Annotated in this window: 20 protein-coding genes; 11 read left to right on the top strand and 9 right to left on the bottom strand. The window is 66.2% G+C overall.

What is annotated here, in order from left to right:
- The first annotated feature begins 75 nt into the window (after positions 1–75).
- The 6 genes from AC0KW6_RS03955 to AC0KW6_RS03930 all read left to right on the top strand — a co-directional run bounded on the left by AC0KW6_RS03955 (position 76) and on the right by AC0KW6_RS03930 (position 6,457).
- Positions 76–1,056, top strand: a complete 981-nt coding sequence (locus tag AC0KW6_RS03955) for an XdhC family protein (RefSeq protein WP_474034144.1) — start codon at positions 76–78, stop codon at positions 1,054–1,056.
- Positions 1,053–2,054, top strand: a complete 1,002-nt coding sequence (locus AC0KW6_RS03950; RefSeq protein ID WP_474034143.1) for a molybdopterin-binding protein — start codon at positions 1,053–1,055, stop codon at positions 2,052–2,054. The genes AC0KW6_RS03955 and AC0KW6_RS03950 overlap by 4 nt, the downstream gene beginning before the upstream one ends.
- Positions 2,055–2,218: 164 nt before the next feature.
- Complete coding sequence (locus AC0KW6_RS03945) at positions 2,219–2,704, top strand: (2Fe-2S)-binding protein (protein WP_474034142.1); 486 nt, start codon at positions 2,219–2,221, stop codon at positions 2,702–2,704.
- 113 nt (positions 2,705–2,817) lie between these two features.
- On the top strand, positions 2,818–5,187 hold the full coding sequence (locus AC0KW6_RS03940) for a xanthine dehydrogenase family protein molybdopterin-binding subunit (RefSeq protein WP_474034141.1): 2,370 nt from the start codon (positions 2,818–2,820) through the stop codon (positions 5,185–5,187).
- A gap of 131 nt (positions 5,188–5,318) precedes the next feature.
- The gene (locus tag AC0KW6_RS03935) at positions 5,319–6,107 is read left to right on the top strand and encodes an FAD binding domain-containing protein (RefSeq protein ID WP_474034140.1); all 789 of its coding nucleotides are present in this window, start codon (positions 5,319–5,321) and stop codon (positions 6,105–6,107) included.
- A gap of 80 nt (positions 6,108–6,187) precedes the next feature.
- Entirely contained in the window at positions 6,188–6,457 is a 270-nt protein-coding gene (locus AC0KW6_RS03930) for a hypothetical protein (protein WP_474034139.1), read from the top strand.
- Between the two features lie 25 nt (positions 6,458–6,482).
- Here the strand turns inward: AC0KW6_RS03930 and infC are convergent, their stop codons facing one another.
- Positions 6,483–6,944: a translation initiation factor IF-3 gene (gene infC / locus AC0KW6_RS03925; RefSeq protein ID WP_323784310.1), complete on the bottom strand. Its 462-nt coding sequence runs from the start codon at positions 6,942–6,944 to the stop codon at positions 6,483–6,485.
- Positions 6,945–7,395: 451 nt separating this feature from the next.
- Here infC and AC0KW6_RS03920 point away from each other — a divergent pair, with 451 nt between their 5' ends.
- Positions 7,396–7,911, top strand: a complete 516-nt coding sequence (locus AC0KW6_RS03920; RefSeq protein ID WP_474034138.1) for a hypothetical protein — start codon at positions 7,396–7,398, stop codon at positions 7,909–7,911.
- A gap of 86 nt (positions 7,912–7,997) precedes the next feature.
- On the opposite strand, the gene AC0KW6_RS03915 is transcribed toward AC0KW6_RS03920, so the two are convergent.
- The 7 genes from AC0KW6_RS03915 to cobA all read right to left on the bottom strand — a co-directional run bounded on the left by AC0KW6_RS03915 (position 7,998) and on the right by cobA (position 13,539).
- Positions 7,998–8,501, bottom strand: coding sequence for a hypothetical protein (locus tag AC0KW6_RS03915; protein WP_474034137.1), 504 nt, complete (start codon positions 8,499–8,501; stop codon positions 7,998–8,000).
- Between the two features lie 141 nt (positions 8,502–8,642).
- On the bottom strand, positions 8,643–9,509 hold the full coding sequence (locus AC0KW6_RS03910) for a ferredoxin--NADP reductase (protein ID WP_323781986.1): 867 nt from the start codon (positions 9,507–9,509) through the stop codon (positions 8,643–8,645).
- A 145-nt stretch (positions 9,510–9,654) separates the two neighbouring features.
- Positions 9,655–10,050 (bottom strand): DUF934 domain-containing protein, encoded by a 396-nt coding sequence (locus tag AC0KW6_RS03905; RefSeq protein WP_323781984.1) that lies wholly within the window; start codon positions 10,048–10,050, stop codon positions 9,655–9,657.
- Positions 10,051–10,053: 3 nt separating this feature from the next.
- The gene (locus tag AC0KW6_RS03900) at positions 10,054–10,815 is read right to left on the bottom strand and encodes a phosphoadenylyl-sulfate reductase (protein WP_474034136.1); all 762 of its coding nucleotides are present in this window, start codon (positions 10,813–10,815) and stop codon (positions 10,054–10,056) included.
- Between the two features lie 3 nt (positions 10,816–10,818).
- The gene (locus tag AC0KW6_RS03895; RefSeq protein ID WP_474034135.1) at positions 10,819–12,483 is read right to left on the bottom strand and encodes a nitrite/sulfite reductase; all 1,665 of its coding nucleotides are present in this window, start codon (positions 12,481–12,483) and stop codon (positions 10,819–10,821) included.
- Positions 12,476–12,784: a DUF2849 domain-containing protein gene (locus tag AC0KW6_RS03890; RefSeq protein WP_323781975.1), complete on the bottom strand. Its 309-nt coding sequence runs from the start codon at positions 12,782–12,784 to the stop codon at positions 12,476–12,478. The genes AC0KW6_RS03895 and AC0KW6_RS03890 overlap by 8 nt, the downstream gene beginning before the upstream one ends.
- Positions 12,784–13,539: a uroporphyrinogen-III C-methyltransferase gene (cobA, locus tag AC0KW6_RS03885; RefSeq protein WP_323781989.1), complete on the bottom strand. Its 756-nt coding sequence runs from the start codon at positions 13,537–13,539 to the stop codon at positions 12,784–12,786. Before cobA ends, AC0KW6_RS03890 begins: the two co-directional genes overlap by 1 nt.
- A gap of 210 nt (positions 13,540–13,749) precedes the next feature.
- Here cobA and AC0KW6_RS03880 point away from each other — a divergent pair, with 210 nt between their 5' ends.
- Complete coding sequence (locus AC0KW6_RS03880; protein ID WP_323781972.1) at positions 13,750–14,229, top strand: Lrp/AsnC family transcriptional regulator; 480 nt, start codon at positions 13,750–13,752, stop codon at positions 14,227–14,229.
- A 34-nt stretch (positions 14,230–14,263) separates the two neighbouring features.
- Positions 14,264–15,037: an alpha/beta fold hydrolase gene (locus AC0KW6_RS03875; RefSeq protein WP_323781970.1), complete on the top strand. Its 774-nt coding sequence runs from the start codon at positions 14,264–14,266 to the stop codon at positions 15,035–15,037.
- A gap of 31 nt (positions 15,038–15,068) precedes the next feature.
- Here AC0KW6_RS03875 and AC0KW6_RS03870 read toward each other — a convergent pair whose 3' ends face one another.
- Entirely contained in the window at positions 15,069–16,250 is a 1,182-nt protein-coding gene (locus AC0KW6_RS03870) for a cytochrome P450 (protein ID WP_323781968.1), read from the bottom strand.
- Positions 16,251–16,309: 59 nt separating this feature from the next.
- Here AC0KW6_RS03870 and AC0KW6_RS03865 point away from each other — a divergent pair, with 59 nt between their 5' ends.
- Together AC0KW6_RS03865 and AC0KW6_RS03860 are read left to right on the top strand one after the other, a co-directional pair.
- Positions 16,310–18,064, top strand: coding sequence for a sensor histidine kinase (locus tag AC0KW6_RS03865; RefSeq protein WP_323781965.1), 1,755 nt, complete (start codon positions 16,310–16,312; stop codon positions 18,062–18,064).
- A complete protein-coding gene (locus tag AC0KW6_RS03860) occupies positions 18,061–19,290 on the top strand; it encodes a sigma-54-dependent transcriptional regulator (protein WP_474034133.1) in 1,230 nt (409 codons plus the stop codon). The genes AC0KW6_RS03865 and AC0KW6_RS03860 overlap by 4 nt, the downstream gene beginning before the upstream one ends.
- Positions 19,291–19,479 lie beyond the last annotated feature (189 nt).

Below are 19,479 nucleotides of genomic sequence, written 5' to 3'. Positions count from 1 at the left end.
GCGTAAGACGCTTGCAACCCGCGGCCCAAGCGCCGATGTATGACGGCAGATATACCGGTGCTGGGAGGACGCCGCATGCAGACCATGACCCCTTTTGAGCACGCCCCGGAAACCGCGCTGAACTGGCATCGGGCCGGTACAGGCGCGGCACTGGCAACTGTCGTGCAGACCTGGGGATCCGCCCCGCGCCGCACCGGCGCGCAGCTGGTGGTGGGCGGCGACGGGCGAATCGAGGGTTCGGTCTCCGGCGGCTGCGTCGAGGGCGCGGTGGTGGTCGAGGCGCAGGAGGCGCTGCAGGACGGCCGCCACCGCCTGCTGGAGTTCGGCGTCAGCGACGCGGATGCCTTTGCCGTCGGCCTGGCCTGCGGCGGCACCATCAAGGTGCTGGTGGAGCCGGTCGGCCGCGCGCTGCCCGCGGATCTTCTGGAGGACCTGGTGCAGGCCCGCGCAAACCGCACGCCCGTGGCCTATGAGGTGAACCTGACCACCGGCGCCCGCCGTCTGGCGCGCGGCGCTTACCCCGAGCGGATGCGGATGGACCGCTCCGGGCTGGAGGAGGACGGCGAAACCTTTGTGGCCGTGCACAACCCGCCGCTGCGGCTGGTCTGTGTGGGGGCTGTCCATATCACCCAAGCGCTGGTGCCGATGGCGCGGATTGCCGGCTATGACGTGGTGATCATCGACCCGCGCGCCGCCTTTGCCTCCCCCGAACGCTTTCCCGGTGAAACCCTGATCGACGACTGGCCGGACGAAGCGGTGGAAAAACTGGGGCTGGATACCCGCACCGCCATTGTGCTGCTGACCCATGACCCGAAACTGGACGACCCGGCCTTGCAGGCGGCGCTGGCGGCCGACGTGTTTTACATCGGTGCGCTGGGCTCCAAGAAAACCCATGCCTCCCGCACCGCGCGGATGCAGGAAGCAGGTTTCACAGAGGCCCAGATCGCCCGCATCCACGGCCCTATCGGCCTGAATATCGGCGCGGCGGGACCAGCAGAGATTGCCGTCTCGATCCTCTCGGAAATGACCGCCGTCCTGCGCGGCAGACAGCCATGAAGTTCGGCACGCTTGCCCTGAAAGACGCCGAAGGCGCGATCCTTGCGCACTCGCTGCAAGGTGCCGCGCGCAAGATTGCCAAGGGCACGGAACTGAGCGCTGCAGACCTCGCTGACCTTGCCGCCGCCGGCCACACAAAGCTCACCGCCGCCCGGCTGGAATCCGGCGACATGCATGAAGATGCCGCGGCAGAGGCGCTGGCGAATGCGCTGGTACCGGATCCAGCCGGGCAGGGCGTCCGCATCTCCGGCGCGGGCACCGGGCGGGTGAACCTGTATGCCGCCCACGCCGGGCTGGTGCGGCTGGATCTGGCCAAGCTGGAAGCCTTTAACACCGTTGACCCGATGATCACCATCGCAACGGTGCCCGATTATCACCGCGCTGATGCAGACGGCATGATCGCTACAATCAAGGTGATTTCCTATGCCGTGCCCGCAGGCGCCGTCCGTCAGGCCTGCACAGGCGCCGCAGAAGCGATGCGGGTGCTGGCCCCGGTTTTCTCCTCTGCCACGCTGATCGAAACACAAGTGACCGGAGACACGCCCCGGGACAAAGGCCGCGCCGCCATGGCCGGGCGCCTGCACCGGATGGGCATCAGCCTGTCAGAGCGCGTGGTGGTCCCGCACCGCGAGGACGCGCTGGCAGCGGCCATCATCCAGGCACCGGGAGAGCTGCTGCTGGTGCTGACCGGCTCCGCCACCTCCGACAGCCATGACGTCGCGCCCCAGGCGCTGCGCAGTGCAGGCGGCAGCGTGACCCGTTTCGGAATGCCCGTCGACCCTGGCAACCTGTTGTTTCTGGGCGCGTTTCAGGGCAGGCCGGTGATCGGCCTGCCGGGCTGTGCCCGTTCCCCGGCGCTGAACGGCGCCGATTGGGTGCTGGAGCGGGTGATTTGCGGCATCCCCGTCACCGCGCAGGATATTGCCGCCATGGGCGTCGGCGGCTTGCTGAAGGAGATTCCCACCCGCCCGATGCCGCGCCGCGACGCGGAAGGCTGAATGCGGCACCGCAGCGAGGGATTTGTGACGCAAGGTCACAACCATGGGTAAGCCCTTCTGACGCGAATTTTACCCCCGGCACCGCCCGGAAAACACTTCGCACATCGCTGTGCCCGTGCTTAACTCCCCCCAGCCAGATAAAAACAAGCTAAAGGGAGGGTACTATGGCCAAGGTCTCAATGACCGTGAACGGCAAGGCTGCCAGCGGCGAGGTCGAAGGGCGCACGCTGCTGTCCGCATTTCTGCGCGAGGCGCTGGGCCTCACCGGCACCCATGTGGGCTGCGACACCAGCCAGTGCGGCGCCTGCGTGGTGCATGTGGACGGGCTGGCGGTGAAAGCCTGCACCATGCTGGCACTGGAGGCCGAGGGGGCCGAGGTCGCCACTATCGAAGGCCAGGCCAATGCTGACGGCTCGCTGAACACAATCCAGCAGGCGTTCCAGGACCACCACGGGCTGCAATGCGGCTTTTGCACGCCGGGCATGGTGATGTCGGCGGCGGCGCTGCTGAAGGACAACCCCAAGCCCAGCGAAGCGGAGGTCCGCGACTACCTGGAAGGCAACCTGTGCCGCTGCACCGGCTACCACAATATCGTCAAGGCGATCCTGGCCGCCTCGGGCCAGGATGTTTCGGCGATTGCTGCCGAATAGGCGCTGACCGTCACATGCGATGATCCCAGGCCGGTGCGCGGCCTGTGCGGAACAAGGAGTGAATACCAAGAGGTGCGCCAATGGCCGCACCCTCCAGGGAGGAGACTTCAGAGATGCCCAAGGACAACGACAGCGGAATCGGCGCCAGCCCCAAGCGGCGCGAGGACGTGCGGTTCCTGACCGGCGCCGGCAATTACACCGACGACATCAACGTGCACGGCCAGGCTTACGTGCATTTCCTGCGCGCCGATGTGGCCCATGCAACCATCAATTCCATCGACACAAGTGCAGCGGCTGAGATGCCCGGCGTGGTGAAGATCTTCACCGGCGCCGATTTTGCCGAGGTCGGCGGCATCCCCTGCGGCTGGGGCGTGACCGACCGCCACGGCAACCCGCAGCAGGAGCCGCGGCATCCGATCATCGCCGATGGCACCATCCGCCACGTGGGCGAGATCGTGGCGGCGGTGGTGGCCGGCACGGTGGAGCAGGCCCGCGACGCGGCGGAAGCGATTGAACTGGACCTCAGCGACAAACCCGCGGTGGTGGGTATGGCCGCTGCCTTGGCGGACGGCAGCCCCAAAGTGCATGAGGATCTGACCTCGAACCTTTGCTATGACTGGGTGTTCGGCAATCCGGATGACGACGCGGTGCAGGCGGCCTTTGACAGCGCCGCGCATGTGACGACGCTGGAACTGGTCAACAACCGGCTGGTCGCCAACCCGATGGAGCCGCGTGTGGCGATCGGCGAATACAGCCGCGGCACCGATGAATACACGCTGCACACCACCAGTCAGAACCCGCATGTGATCCGCCTGCTGATGTGCGCCTTTGTGCTGGGCCTGCCCGAGCACAAGGTGCGGGTGGTGGCACCCGATGTGGGCGGCGGCTTCGGCTCCAAGATCTTCCACTACGCCGAGGAAGCCTTTTGCACCCATGCCGCCAAGGCCTGCGGGCGGCCGGTGAAATGGACCTCGACCCGGTCCGAAGCCTTCATCTCGGACGCCCATGGCCGCGACCATGTGACAAAGATCGAACTGGCGCTGGACAGCCACAACAACTTCACCGCGCTGCGCACCAACACGATGGCCAACATGGGCGCCTATCTGTCGACCTTCTCGACCTCGGTGCCCAGCTACCTGCACGGCACCCTGATGGCGGGCAACTACAAGACGCCGGTGGTGCAGGTGAATGTGAAAACGGTGTTCACCAACACGGTGCCGGTCGATGCCTACCGCGGCGCCGGGCGGCCCGAGGCGACCTATCAGCTGGAGCGCGTCATCGACAAGGCCGCGCGCGAGCTGGGCGCCGACCCGATTGCGCTGCGGCGGCAGAACTTCATCACCGAGTTCCCCTATGAAACCCCGGTGGCGCTGACCTATGACACCGGCGATTACGTGGCGACCATGGACAAGCTGGAAGAGGTCGCCGATGTGGCAGGCTTTGCCGCGCGGCGGGCGGAGAGCGAGAAGAACGGCAAGCTGCGCGGCTTTGGCGTCAACTGCTATATCGAGGCCTGCGGGATTGCGCCCTCCAACATCGTCGGCATGCTGGGCGCCCGCGCCGGCCTCTATGACGCCGCCACGGTGCGGGTGAATGCCACCGGCAGCATCAGCGTCTTTGTCGGCGCGCATAGCCACGGGCAGGGGCATGAGACCTCGTTCCCGCAGGTGGTGGCCGAGATGATCGGCATTGACGAAAGCATGATTGACATCGTGCATGGCGACACCGGCCGGGTGCCGTTTGGCATGGGCACCTACGGCTCGCGCTCGATTGCGGTCTGCGGCTCGGCGATGGTGCGGGCGACCGAAAAGATCATCGCCAAGGCCAAGAAGATCGCCGCCCATCTGATGGAGGCCTCGGATGCGGATATTGAGCTGAAGGATGGCCAGTTCACCGTTGCGGGCACCGACAAATCGGTGGCCTGGGGCGATGTCACCCTGACGGCTTACGTGCCGCACAACTACCCGCTGGAGGAGCTGGAGCCGGGGCTGGAGGAGACCGCGTTTTATGACCCGGCGAACTTCACCTATCCCTCCGGCGCCTATGCCTGCGAGGTGGAGGTGGACCCCGGCACCGGCAAGGTCACCATCGAACGCTTCTCGGCCGCCGATGACTTCGGCAATATCATCAACCCGATGATCGTTGACGGCCAGGTCCATGGCGGGCTGGGCCAGGGCATCGGCCAGGCGCTGCTGGAAAATGCCGCCTATGATGCGGACGGGCAGCTGTTGTCGGCCTCCTTCATGGATTACGCGATGCCGCGGGCCGATGATGTGCCGTTCTATCAGGTGGATCATTCCTGCCAGACGCCCTGCACCCATAACCCCTTGGGCGTGAAGGGCTGCGGCGAGGCCGGGGCGATCGGGTCGCCGCCGGCTGTGGTCAACGCGGTGGTGGATGCGCTGCAGTCGGCGGGCAAGGATGTCACCCATATCGACATGCCGCTGTCGCCCGCGCGGGTCTGGGCGGCGATGAACGGGTAGGGGGGTCATGGGGGCGCTGCCCCGCTCGGCCCTGAAACCGTCCGTTGGACGGTTTCCCGGACGGGCCGCGCCCCCCGGAGTATTTTCGGAAAGATGAAGGCCGGTCCGCCGGTTTTCGGAAAGGACACGCGATGTATGAATTCGAGTTTGAAAAGCCTGCGACGGTGGCAGAGGCGGTGGCGGCGCTGGCCGATGAAGACGCGCAGGCGCTGGGCGGCGGGCAGACGCTGATCCCGACGCTGAAACAGCGGCTGGCGATGCCGTCGAAACTGGTCAGCCTCGCAGGCATCGAAGGGATGAAAGGCGTCAGCGGCGGCGACGGAATGCTGAGCATCGGCGGCGCCACCACCCATGCGGATGTGGCCGAAGCCGCGGCGGAGGCCTATCCGGCGCTGGCGGATCTGGCCGGGCATATCGGCGATCCGGCGGTCCGCAACCGCGGCACCATCGGCGGCTCACTGGCCAACAATGACCCGGCGGCCTGCTATCCGGCGGCGGCGCTGGCCAGCGGTGCGACGATCATGACCAACCGGCGCGAGATCACCGCGGATGACTTTTTCCGGGGGCTGTTCGAGACCGCGCTGGAAGAAGGCGAGATCATCACCGCGGTGCGCTTCCCGGTGCCGCAGAAGGCCAATTACCAGAAGTTCGTGCAGCCGGCCTCGCGCTTTGCCCTGGTCGGGGTATTTGTGGCGAAATTTACCGCTGGCGTGCGGCTGGCGGTCACCGGCGCGTCCGAACAGGGTGTGTTCCGCTGGAACGAGGCCGAGGCTGCGCTGGATGCCGGTTTCGCACCGGAGGCGCTGGACGGTTTGAGCGTGGATGCCGGCGGCATGATGGCCGATCTGCACGGGTCCAAAGCGTACCGCGCCCATCTGGTCGGGGTGATGGCCCGGCGCGCCGTGGCGGCTGCAGCCTGAAGATCTGATCAGGCCGGGCACCGGGAGGCCGGTGCCTGGCAGTTGGCAGATGCGGCGGCGAGTGCCGCAGGTCGCCCGAGATGTCCTTCAGCAGGGTCTGGATCCTGCCCGGCAGCGGGCGGATTTCGGTAGCGATCCCCGCAAACCCCGTGCCCATATTGCCGGTCTGCGCCGTCTCGATCGCGGCGTTGCAGGAGATGAACTTGATCTTGCGGCCGGCCCATTCGGCCCTGGCGGCTGCAGCTGCAGGCCTGCAACAGGCTGTCCCGGCCGCTGCCGGGTATCGCATGGGCCGCCGCGATGCGCTGCAGCGGCAAAGGAAAAGCCCCGCAGCGGCGCTGCGGGGCTGAAATACCTGTGTCGAAGGCGGCCGGGTTACTTGTTCGGCAGCGGGCCGATCATCATGATCATCTGACGGCCTTCCATCTTGGGCATGTTTTCGACCTTGCCCAGTTCCTTGATGTCTTCGGCGACCCGCTCCAAAAGCTCTCTTCCGAGGTTCTGGTGCGCCATCTCGCGGCCCCGGAAACGCAGGGTGATTTTCACCTTGTCGCCGTTTTCCAGGAACTTGTAGACGTTGCGCATTTTCACATCGTAGTCATGAGTGTCCGTGTTGGGACGGAACTTGACCTCTTTGACCTCGATGATCTTCTGCTTCTTGCGGGCTTCGCTCTCGCGTTTCTGCTGTTCATATTTGAACTTGCCAAAGTCCATGATCTTACACACGGGCGGGTTGGCATTGGGCGAGATTTCCACCAGATCCAGTCCGGCCTCGGCGGCCATTTCCATGGCTCTTGCGGGGGTCACAACCCCTGCGTTGTCGCCATCGGCGCCAATCAGGCGGATTTCGGAGGCACGGATTTTTTCGTTGACGCGCGGGCCGGTGTCGCGTTGCGGCGGCGCGTTATGAGGTCTGCGGGCTATGACTGCGATCCTTCTGTCATTGCAAAAAGTGCGGGAACGCTACTGCCCCCCCGCGTGTGATTCAAGGCTTATGGGCGGTATGGCGGCAGGAAAGCCGCATTTCAAGGCCGCATATTGCAATTGAACTTGAAAACGGGTGTAAAACAAGGCCGGAGCGCTGCCGCAGGCCGCGCTGCATTCTGGCAAGGCGGGAATGCGGCGGGGTTCCGCCAGTTGCGGGACCGGCGGGTGGCAGCTGGCCGCCCGTGATGCAGGCCAGGGAAACTTCCCCCTTGAGTGCAGCGGCGCAGGGCGTCATTTGGCAGGCAGATGCTGCGGATTGCGCGGCCAGGCCGGCCAAGCCGGGAAACGGAAGGAGAGTATTATGAAACAGGTATTTATATTGATTGCGCTGGGGGCGGCTGCCGTGGCCGGGTTTGTGCTGCTGAACGGCCGGGACGCGCAGGAACCCGCGCCCGCAGAAGTGCCAGCCGTGCAAGAGGAACAGAGCAGCACAGCGCCGGAAGCCGCGGACGGGGACAGCGGAGCGGCGGCCGAGCAGGCGGTGGAAGATGCGGCAGAGGCCGTTGAGGGCGTCATCGACTCCGGTGCCGAAGCGGCCGGCGCAGCTGTCGAGGCGGTGCAGGATTCCGTAGGCGAGGCGGCGGATGCGGCTGCTGAAGCGGTTGAGGATGCGGTGGATGCGGCCCAGTCCGCGGCGGGGGCTGCATCGGATGCGGTGCAGGAGACCACAGAGGCTGCCAGCGATGCCGCGGCCGGCGCGGCTGAGGGCGCGCAGGACGCTGGATCCGAGGCGCTGGACAATGCAACCGGCACCGCGCAGGAGCTGCTGGAGCAGTCCGGCGCGGCGGAAACCGAAAGCACTGCGGGCAGCAACTGAAGCTGGCTGCAAGTCAGCTGATTTTCCCGGCGGCAGGCATCATGCGCTGCCGCCGGTTGTTTTTGAGCGGACGTCTTTGGCGCGGATCAATGGGGACGGGGCTGCGCCTGCTGCGCAACGCGGGCCATATGGCCCGGCGGGGCCTGGTCGCCGGGCTGCGGCTGCGGCGCCAGGAAGGCCAGGAAGGTTTCCCAGCCGGCACTGTTGCCGCCCTGTTTGCGGGCGCGCTGGATTTGCAGCTGGGCCACGCCGGCCAGATCCAGCGGTTTGGTGCCGTCATAGGCGCTGCCGGTGATTCCGGCCAGATGGCTGCGGAACCGCTTTCCCATCGAATTCAGCAGCAGCATCGGCGAGGTCACCGGATGGCCGGCCTGCACCAGCGCGTCAAACATCTCGTCAATGTCGCCGGGGGCAATGGCGCGCGCATTATAGCGGGCCTTGACGCTGGCAATCCTTTCCTGAACCGAGGGCTGCACCTGGCCGGGACGGGCCTGAAACCCTGCAACCGCTGCCTTGACGCGGGCTTTGCCCGCCTCCGTTCTGACGGACTGGAAAACGGGCGGCTGCCCCGAGGTCAATTCGTTCTGCATTTCTTGCTGCTCCGTTCTGGATCTCAGCAACCGGAATACTGAAACATCCCCAACAAAAGATAAACGGGAGGCGGCAGCCTCCCGTCAAATCGGTGTCAGAAATGCGGCGGCCCGCAGCGGCCGCCTGGCGCCGGATCAGGATCAGTCCAGGAACGCCTTTTCAACCACGAAATGCGCCGGCTTGGAGTTGGCGCCCTCTTCGAGGCCATAGGTGTTCTCGAACAGATCCTTGAGTTCGAGGTTGAAGGCCAGGTTGCCGCAGATCATCGCGCGGTCGCTTTCGGGGTTCAGCGGCGCCACGCCAAGCTCGGCAAAGGCCTCGCCCGAGCGCATCAGGTCGGTGATGCGGCCCATCTTGGGGCTCTCTTCGCGGGTGGTGGTCGGGTAGTATTTGATCTTTTTCCAGAAGCCTTCGCCGATCACCTCATTGAGCAGCGCGTCGTCCTTCAGGCTCTCGATCAGTTCGCGGCCATAGGTCAGCTCGCCGGCGGTGCGGCAGGTGTGGGTGATCACCACCTCGTCGTAATCCTCGTAGGTCTGCGGCTCGCGCAGCAGCGAGGCAAAGGGCGCAAAGCCGGTGCCGGTGGCAAAGAACCAGATCCGCTTGCCGGGCAGCAGCGCGTCATGCACCAGGGTGCCGACCGGCTTGGGGCGCAGGATGATCTCGTCGCCCGGCTGGATGTGCTGCAGGCGCGAGGTCAGCGGGCCGTCCTCGACTTTGATCGAGTAGAACTCCATTTCCTCGTCCCAGCTGGGTGAGGCGATGGAATAGGCGCGCAGCAGGGGTTTCACCTTGCCGGTCTTGGGGTCGGGGTCGTTCATCAGGCCGATCATCACGAACTCGCCAGAGCGGAACCGCAGCGAGGCCGGGCGGGTCACCTTGAAGGAGAACAGCTTGTCGGTCCAGTGCTTCACTTCGGTCACGGTCTGGGCGTCGGGCAGGGCCGGCTTGGCCTTTTCGGGCGCAGCATTGGTCGCAATGTCGGTCACGGGTGTCATCTCATTCATCACTTGCACTGCCGGAGGAGTAGCCGGCACCTCTGATTAATCGTTGATCCAGGTCAGGAAAACCCCTTGATTTGCGAAACCGGCCCCGCGCGCGGCGCAACGGAACCGGTCTGGCACAGGTTTTCCCGGGCGCGGAAGGGCCGGTTCAGCGGGCCGCGGTGCTGCCGCGCAGGCGGGCCTGATAGCTGTGGTCCTGCCAGTTGGCGCGGGCCAGCCATTGGTCCTCGGGCTGGCGGGCGGCCAGGTCGTCGGACAGCTCCACCTCGTCAAAGCCGGAGCGGCGCGCCATCGCATACTGGTCGGCGATCACATGGCCAAAGGCGCGCAGGCGGCCCTGATAGCCTTTCAGCCGCAGCTGGCGCGCCAGGGTGAAGCCGCGGCCGTCGGCAAAGCTGGGAAAGCTGATCCGCACCAGGTCCACCCCGTCCAGCGCCACATCATTGAGGCTGGCATCCGACTGCAGCTCAAGCACGCTGCTGCCGTCAAAACCGCCGGTCCAATCGTCCTGGGCAAAGCCCGTGTCCGTCACGATAACAGTCATCGTTCAAGCTCCTGTTCGTACCATTTGGCCATCCACCACGTGGATGCCGCATTCTTCTTTGTTTTCGCCGCGCCAGCGGCCGGCCCTTGGGTCTTCGCCGTCCTTCACCGGGCTGGTGCAGGGGGCGCAGCCGATCGACGGGTAGCCCTTGGCCACCAGCGGATGGCGGGGCAGGCGGTTTTCGTCCATATAGGCGCGCACGTCTTCCGGCGCCCAATGGGCCAGCGGGTTGATCTTCAGCCGCCCGGTGCCGTCCTCGACCTCAAAGAAATCAAGCGCGGCGCGGGTGCCGGACTGGAACCGCTTGCGGCCGGTGATCCAGCCGTCATAGCCCGCCAGCGCCTTTTGCAGCGGCACGGTTTTGCGCAGGGTGCAGCAGGCGTCCTTGTCGCTGAACTTGAGCGCCCCGTAGGGATCCTTTTCGGCGATGTCATCGGCGCGGATGATGCGCACGTTGCGCAGGCCCAGCCGCTCGCTCACCTCCTGCTGGTACAGCAGGGTTTCGGTGAACAGCAGTTCGGTGTCGACAAAGACAACCGGAGTCATCGGGTCGATGATCGCGGCCATGTGCAACAGCACCACGGATTCCGCGCCGAAAGAGGAGACCAGGGCGATATGCCCTGCGTCCGTGAGTGCGCCCTCCATCACCGAGGTGGCCGAATGGTGGCGGAAGCGTGCATTCAGCGCCTCCGCCTTGGCGGCCAGCTCCCGGTCGCGGGCGGGGTTGCCCCCCCCGGCGGGCTTGTTTCCGGCTGTGTCGAACATGGGTCAGGCGACCTTTTTCTGGGCCTCGGGATAAAGCGCTGCCTTGAAGGGCTCCATGCCGATCCGGTTGTACGTCTCGAGGAAGGTTTCCTCGGCGCCTTCACGCCGGGCCATGTAGACCTCGACGATGCGCTCCACCGCAGGCACGATTTCGTCATAGGCAAAGCCGGGCCCGGTGCGGGTGCCGATGGCCGCCGTCTCGGTGGCGTCGCCGCCCAGGGTGATCTGGTAGTTCTCCACCCCGGCGCGGTCCAGGCCAAGAATGCCGATATGGGCAACATGGTGATGGCCGCAGGCGTTGATGCAGCCCGAGATCTTGATCTGCAGATGGCCGATGTCGTGCTCCATCTTCAACTCGTCGAAACGGGTTGCGATCTCCTGTGCCACCGGGATCGAGCGGGCGGTTGCCAGCGCGCAGTAATCCATGCCGGGGCAGGCGATGATGTCCGAGATCAGGCCGACGTTGGCGGTGGCAAGCCCGTGTGCCTTCAGCTTGGCGTGGAGTGCCGGCAGGTCGTTCTTGTGGACATGCGGCAGGATCACGTTCTGCTGGTGGCTGATGCGCAGCTCGTCATAGGCGTATTGCTCGCCCAGATCCGCCATCAGCCGCATCTGCCCGGCGCTGGCGTCGCCCGGGGTTGCGCCGTGCGCCTTGATCGAGATGGTGACGATGGCGTGGCCCTCGGCGCGGTGCGCGGCCAGGTTGGTGTCGGCCCAGGCGCGGAACACCGGGTCGTTTGCATAGGCGGCATCGAAGGCTTCGGTGGAACCGGAACGGAACTCCGGCGCCTTGAAATGCGTCTTGATCTCTTCCAGCAGCTGCTGGTCGGTGCCGTCGTACTGGCCGCGGATCGCCATGAAGGCTTCCTCGGTCATCGCGCGGTAGGTGTCGATGCCGTTCTCGGAGACGGTGATCTTGATGCGCGCCTTGTATTTGTTGTCGCGCCGTCCCAGCACGTTGTAGACGGTCAGAACCGACTCCAGATAGGGCAGCAGATCCGCCTGCGGCAGGAATTCGCGCAGCACCTGGCCGATCATCGGGGTGCGGCCCAGGCCGCCGCCGACGATGACCTTGAAGCCGGTCTTGCCGTTCTGTTCCACCACCTGCAGGCCGACGTCATGCGCCTTGATCACGGCGCGGTCGTTGGGGCTGCCGGTGATGGCGATCTTGAACTTGCGGCCCAGGAACTGGAATTCCGGGTGGTCGGTGGACCACTGGCGGATCAGCTCGGCATAGGGGCGGGGATCGGTCAGCTCATCCTTGGCGGCACCGGCGAAATGGTCGGCGGTGGTGTTGCGGATGGTGTTGCCCGAGGTCTGGATGGCGTGCAGGCCAACCTCACCCAGCGCGTCCAGCATATCCGGAATGTCGCGCAGTTTCGGCCAGTTGTACTGGATGTTCTGGCGGGTGGTGAAATGGCCGTAGCCCTTGTCCCACTTCTCGGCCAGCAGCGCCAGGGTGCGCATCTGGGCGGAATTCAGGGTGCCATAGGGCACCGCGACCCGCAGCATGTAGGCGTGCAGCTGCAGGTAGACACCGTTCATCAGGCGCAGCGGCTTGAACTCGTCCTCGGTGAGGGAGCCGTCGATGCGGCGCTCGACCTGGGCGCGGAACTGGGCGTTGCGTTCCGCCAGGAAGGCGTCGTCGAACTCGTTGTACTTATACATTGGCTTCGGCCTCCTGTTTGCCGTGGAAGTAGTTCGAGGGGCCGGTGCGGCGGAAATCCTCGCGGAAATGGGTCGGCTCGGGGCCGTTGGGGCCTGCCTTGGCGTCGGCCAGATAGGCGCCGACGATCCGGATGTTCTGCTTTTCCGCGTCCAGCAGGCGCAGCTGGGCGTCGGCCTCGTCGGTGATCAGCTCAGCCTCGGACAGGTTGCGGGTCCAGGTGTTGGCGGCGGTGAAATAGATCACGTCGCCTTCCAGCAGGTCGTTGGCGGTGATGACTTTGGGCGTAAAAGGGCGGGCCATTATGCAAGCTCCGTTTTGAGGTCGTTCAGGGCGGCGGCCGCCTGGCGCGGCGCAAGGCCCAGGAGTGTGAGGGCAGGGCCGTCGAACCCGGCCGCATCCAGGTCGGCGGGCAGACGGTCCAGGTTGGTTTCCAGCACCCGCTGTTCGGGGCGGGAGGCGTTTTCAATAATCGTCACCGGCGTGGCGCGGTCCGCCCCGTGCATGATCAGGCGGCCCTGCACGAACCGGGCGGATTTCTTGCCCATGTAGACCGCGGCAACCTCGCCCGGGCGCGCCAGGGCGGCCCAGTCGTGATCGGCAAAGCCGCTCATCGCGTGGCCGGTGAGAAACCGCACCGAGGTGTTGCGGCCGCGCTGGGTCAGGCTTTGGCCGATGGCGGCAACGGCGGCGGAGGCCGCGGTGATGCCGGGGAGGATGGTATAGGCGATGCCGGCGTCTTCGCAGGCGGTCAGCTCTTCATCCAGGCGGGCAAAGATCGTGGGATCGCCGGCCTTCAGCCGCAGCACCTTGCGGCCTGCCTTGGCATGGGCCACCAGCCGCGCGTTGATCCGGTCCTGGCTGACCTGCGGGCCAAAGCCCTCCTTGCCGACGTTTTCCAGCACCGCTTGCGGCCCGGCCAGCGCGATGATTTCATCGCTGACCAGACGGTCATGGAGAATGACATCGGCCTGCTGCAGCGCGCGCAGGGTTTTGACGGTCAGAAGATCCGCATCGCCGGGGCCTGAGCCTGCAAAGACAACCTGGCCCGCAGCCATACAGCACATGCTGCCGCGGCTGTGAGCGGTGGCATTGGCTGCATGTGTGGTCTGTGCAGGCATCTTGGCGGCCTCTCCGGTGTGTTTGACTTGAGGGTAGATATAGGAAATATTCCCGGTATTGCGCTATATGCCTGCGGAAATAAGAACGCTGGTTTTGCCGCGATGAGGCAGCGGGCCGATTGGTCCTCACAAAAGGAGAAAACAGGAATGACGGTGCGGATCGACGCCACTGACCGGAAAATTCTGGCTGAACTGCAGCGCGACGCGAGCCAGTCGCTGGATGAAATCGCCCGCCAGGTGGGGTCCTCCAAGACCCCGGTATGGAATCGGATCCGCAAGCTGAAGGACGCCGGTGTGATTGGCCAGCAGACGGTGCTGCTGGATGCCGAGGCGCTGGGATTCGAGGCCTGTTTCTTTGTCCTGATCCGCACCTCGGAGCATGAGGCGGATTGGCAGGCGAAGTTCCTGCAGGCGCTGCGCGACCGCCCCGAGGTGCAGGAAGCGCACCGGCTGGCGGGCGATATCGACTATATCCTCAAGGTGCGGGTGCAGAATGCCCGCGCCTATGATGTCTTCTACCAGGCGCTGATCGCCGAGGTCCGGGTGCATAATGTGACCGCGCTGTTGTCGATGGAGGAGATCAAATCGACAACCATGTTGCCGCTTTCTGACAACAGCGGCGCATAAACAGGCGCCGGAACAGGCAATTGGAGGCAGCGGCATGCACGCGCAGAACAGAAAAATCATCACGGAGGGCGCGGCCCTTCATGTGCAGGAGCAGGGCGACCCGGCGGGGCCGCCGCTGCTGTTCCTGCACGGGGGCGGCGGCAGCCTGCAGGATCTTGCAGGCCTGCTGCCGTATTTCGGCGGTTACCGCTGCGTGCTGATGGACAGCCGCGGGCATGGGGGGTCTGCCTTGGGGGACTTGCCGCTGACCTATCCGCAGCTGGCGCGGGACGCCGAGGCGGTCATCGCCGCCTGCGGGCTGGAGGCGCCGGTGCTGGTCGGCTACAGCGACGGCGGTATCGCGGCACTGCATGCAGCGGCGGCAGGGCGTGTGCGGCTGGGCGGCATCGTGACGATGGCGGCCAATGGATCGCCCCCTTCGGCGCAGGTGATCGAGACGATTTATGCCACCGTCACGGCTTCCGGCTGGCGCGAAATGTTTCCGGTGAGCAGCGCTCTTTACGACCGGATCAACCCGGCGCCGGATCTGGAGCGTCTGCTGAGCGAGCTGGGCAAGCTGTGGTGCAACACGGATCCCGGAAACTATCCGGATGCCGCTAGGCTGGCACGCATCAGCTGCCCGGCGCTGGTGCTGGGGGGGGATTCCGACCGGCTGGTGCCGCGGGCCGAGACACTTGCCCTGGCCGAGGGCATCGCCGGTGCCGCGCTGGGGCTGCTGCCCTTTGCCGGCCACGATTTCCCGGAAACCGCGCCAAAGGCCACCGCCGCTGCCGTGCAGCAGTTTCTTGCGCAGCTGCCCCAGACTTGACCCAGACTTGACCCAGGCTCGCGCTGCTGCTTCAGACTGTGACCAGCAGCCGGGTCAGGCCATGGAAATGGTAGGTATTGGAGTATTCCGGTTCGGCTGCCAGCCTCAGATCCGGGCAGCGCCCGAACAGGATCGGCAGGGCAATCTGCATCTCCAGCCGCGCCAGCGGTGCGCCGACGCAGAAATGCAGCCCGCCGCCAAAGCTCTTGTTCACTTTCGGCGGCCGTGACGGGTCAAACACCTCTGGCCGGTCCAGCGCCGATGGGTCGCGGTTGGCGGCGGCCAGCAGCAATGCCACCTGATCGCCGCGCCGGAAGGTATGGCCGAACACCTCGGCCTCCTCATAGGCATAGCGGGTGAACATATGCAGCGGCGGATCAAAGCGCAGGATTTCCTCCACCAGCCCGTCGATGCCGTCCGGCGCCAGCCAGTCCGGCTGCCAGCCCTGCTGCAGCATCGTTTTCACCCCGTTGCCCAGCGAATGCACGGTGGCTTCATGGCCCGCGTTCAGCAGCAGGATGCAGGTGCCGATCAGCTCATCCGTTGACAGTTTGTCGCCTTCCTCCTCGGCGGCGATCAGCCGGGTGATCAGGTCGTCGCGGGGATCGTTGCGGCGCTTGCCGATATAGCCGCGCAGGAAATCGGTGAACGCCTGTGCGGCTTCTGCAGCGGCGTGCTCTGTCGTTTCGCTGCGCGACGCCTGATACATCGCCACCATCCTGTGCGACCAGTCCAGCAGCTGCGGCGCCATCTCTTCCGGCACCCCCAGCAGGCGGCAGATGGCGATCACCGGCACCTGGGTGCAATAGGCGTCCAGCAGATCGAAAGGCGCCGCGGGGAATTCATCGATCAACCGGTGGCACAGATCCTCAAGACCTGGCTGCAGCGCCGCGATTTCGCGCGAGGTGAAGGCGCGCAGCACCAGGCGGCGCAGGCGGGTGTGGCGGGGCGGTTCTGCGTCCAGCATCGAGTGCGCCTCAACCGCCAGGAAGGGGGCGAGATGGGCGGCGCCGTCCTTGTGCATCTCTTCCGGCACTTCGCGGCCGAAGCGGCGGTCGCGCAGCAGCATATGCACGGCGGAATGGCCAAAGGCGGCCGCCATGCCGTAATCCTGCCAATGGTGCAGCTGGCCCTGCTCCCGGGCGGCGGCATAAAACGGGTAGGGGTCCTGCACAAAGGCGGGGCCGGTGGGGGATTGGGTCAAGGTTTTCATATGCCGGATTTTGCCGGCATGGCTGGCCAATGCAAGGGGGCGGCTGATAACGTGCGGCCATGAAGACACAAAACTATCTTCGCTGGAGCCTGCCTGCCGGGTTTTTGCTGGCGGTGGCGGCGCTGGCGCTGGCGGTCTGGTCTTATGGCTACCGCCAGGCGCTGGACAGCCTGGCCGAGCGCAGTGCGGCGGATCTGGCGCTGGCGTCGGACCGGGTCAGCACCCAGTTGCAGGTCTATCAGGAATTGGCGGTGCTGACAGCGGAACACCCGGCGCTGGCGGACCTGTCTGCGCCGGACCTGCGTGCGCAGGCGGCAGAGCTGCTGCGGTCGGTCGCGGATAAAACCGCGGCGCTGGATGTGTTTTTTGCCGCTGCAGACGGGACCGTGCTGGCGGCTGGAGACGGGGTGGCGGCGGCCGGCGTGGCCCGGCAGGGCTATTTTACCCGTGCCATGCAGGGGGCTCTGGGCACTGGCCACGGCGTGCTGCAGCCGGGTGCCAAGCGGGCTTATTTCTATGCCGCCCCGGCCTTTGGGCCCGACGGGCGGGTGCGCGGCGCTTTGGTGGTGGTGGCCGATGTGGCGGATGTGGAGCAGACCTGGCGCGGCTCGCTGCCGGCGGTGTTCTTTACCAATGCAACCGGCGAGGTGTTCATTGCCAACCGCTCGGAACTGCTGTTCTGGCAGCGCGGCGGCGCCGAACCGGCCGCCGGCAAGCCGCTGGTGACCGGCAAACGCCTGCACGCCGGCCATGAGATCTGGTCGCTGCGGGGCAGTGCCTATCTGCCGCAGCAGGCGCTGCACCTGTCGGTGCAGCTGCCGGTGATCGGCATGACCGGCGAGATTCTGGTGGATGTGGCGCCGGCCCGGCGGATTGCGGCGCTGCAGGCGGCGGCGCTGGCAGCGGTGTGCCTGGCGTTCGGCGCCATGCTGTTCTTCGTGATGGAGCGCCGCCGCACCCTGGCCGAGGCCAATGCGGTGCTGGAAAGCCGGGTGGCGCAGCGCACCGAGGCCTTGTCGCTGGCCAATGACCAGCTGCGCCGGGAGGTGCGGGAGCGCGAGGAGGCCGAGGCGGCGCTGAAACGCGCCCAGCAGGATCTGGTGCAGGCGGGCAAACTGTCGGCGCTGGGGCAGATGTCGGCGGGGATCAGCCACGAGCTGAACCAGCCCTTGATGGCGATCCAGCAGTATGCCGAGAACGGCACCGCCTTTCTGCAGCGCGGCAAGGCGGAGCGCACCGGCGAGAATCTGGGGCGGATCGCCGATATGGCGGCGCGGATGGCGCGGATCATCAAGAACCTGCGCGCCTTTGCCCGCAACGAGAGCGAGCCGATGGGCCGGGTGGATCTGCTGCAGGTGATCGATACCGCGGTGGAGCTGACTGCGCCGCGGCTGAAGGCGGATCAGGTGGCGCTGCGCTGGGACCGGGGGCGCCGCGCGGATCCGGTTCTGGCCTGGGGCGGCGAGGTGCGGCTGACGCAGGTGTTTGTCAATCTGATCAACAACGCGGCGGATGCGATGCAGGGGCAGCCGGAGAAGATGATCGCGGTCTCGGTCGAGACCGGCCCGCGGCTGCAGGTGCGGGTGCAGGACAGCGGTCCCGGCATCCGGGAACCGGAGAAGATGTTCGATCCCTTTTATTCCACCAAGGCGGTTGGCAGCTCCGAAGGGCTGGGGCTGGGGCTGTCGATCTCCTACGGGCTGGTGCAGAGCTTTGGCGGCAATATCCGCGGCACCAACACCGGCGGCGGCGCAATGTTCACTGTCGAGCTGGCGCCTTGGCGGGGCGCTGAGCAGACGGAAGATGCCGCATGACCCGCAAGGTGCTGCTGGTGGACGACGATGCGGCGGTGCGCGAGGCGCTGGCGCAGACGCTGGAGCTGAACGATCTGGAGGTCATTGTCTGCGGCTCCTTTGTGGCGGCCAAGGATCATATCGCGGCGGGGTTTGACGGCATCATCGTGTCGGATATCCGGATGCCGGGGCGGGACGGGTTTCACCTGCTGGATTATGCGCGGGGGGCCGATGACGAGCTGCCGGTGGTGCTGCTGACCGGCGAGGGCGACATTCCGATGGCGGTGAAGGCAATGTCGCGGGGCGCCTTTGATTTTCTTGAAAAACCCTGCGCCGCCGCCGATTTCCTGCCGGTGCTGGAGCGCGCTTTGAAAACCCGCGCCCTGGTGCTGGAGAACCGGCGGCTGAAGCGGCAGCTGGAAACCGGCGATCCGGCCGCGCGGCTGTTGTTCGGCAGCTCGCCCCAGGCTGAGGAAATGCGGCGGCGGGTGCGGGCGGTGGCGCCGACCGGAGCGGAGGTGCTGGTCACCGGGGCGCCGGGCAGCGGCATTTCCAAGGTGGCCGAGGTCATTCACCTGATGTCGCCTGCGGGGCAGGGGCCGTTTGTGAAACGCCCGGCCGCCGGGCTGGCGGCGGAGACGGTGGCGGAGCTGTGCACCGAGGCCGCGGGCGGTTCGTTGTTTCTGGACGAGGTGCAGGCGCTGCCGCAGCTGGCGCAATATGCGCTGCTGGCGCAATTGGAACAGGGCGGCGGGGTGCGCATCCTTGCCGGGTCCAGCGCCGGTCTGGCGGATAAGGTGCAGGCAGGCGGGTTCAGCCCGGACCTGTTTTACCGGCTGGATGTGATGCGGGTGCGGATCCCGTCGCTGGCCGAGCGTCCCGGCGACATTCCGGTGCTGTTCCGCCATTACGTGGCGCAGGCGGCGGAGCAGGCGGGGATCGCGGCGCCGGAGATTTCGCAGGAGCATCTGGCGGCGCTGATGGCGCAGGACTGGCCGGGCAATGCGCGCTCGCTGATGTCGGCGGCGATGCGGTTTGTGCTGGGGATGCCCGAGGAAGCCGGGGCAGCCGCGGGGCTGGGGCTGGCAGAGCAGATGGCGCAGGTGGAGCGGTCGCTGCTGATTGCGGCGCTGGGCCGGGCCAACGGGCGCGCGGCTGCGGCCGCCGAAGCCCTGAAGCTGCCGCGCAAGACGTTTTATGACAAGCTGGCCCGCTATGGCATCCGGCCCGAGGATTACCGGCGCTGAGAACGCTGGCGGCCGCGGTGCCTTGCGGCTGGTCTGGTCCGGCACTGCTGCCGGAGTATTGAGGAGGCGGCGCCGCCGGAAACCCCGGAATGGGGCAGGGGGCGGAGGGAGGATGGGGTTTTAATCCCAGCCCCGCGTGAAGCCTTCGTTTCGGGGCGCCCCTGCACCCAATGAGGAGGTGGTCTTGGG

The sequence above is a fragment of the Leisingera sp. SA215 genome, assembly GCF_055902035.1.
Note: the sequence above shows the minus strand (reverse complement) of the source record. Positions and strands in the feature narration are given on the sequence as shown.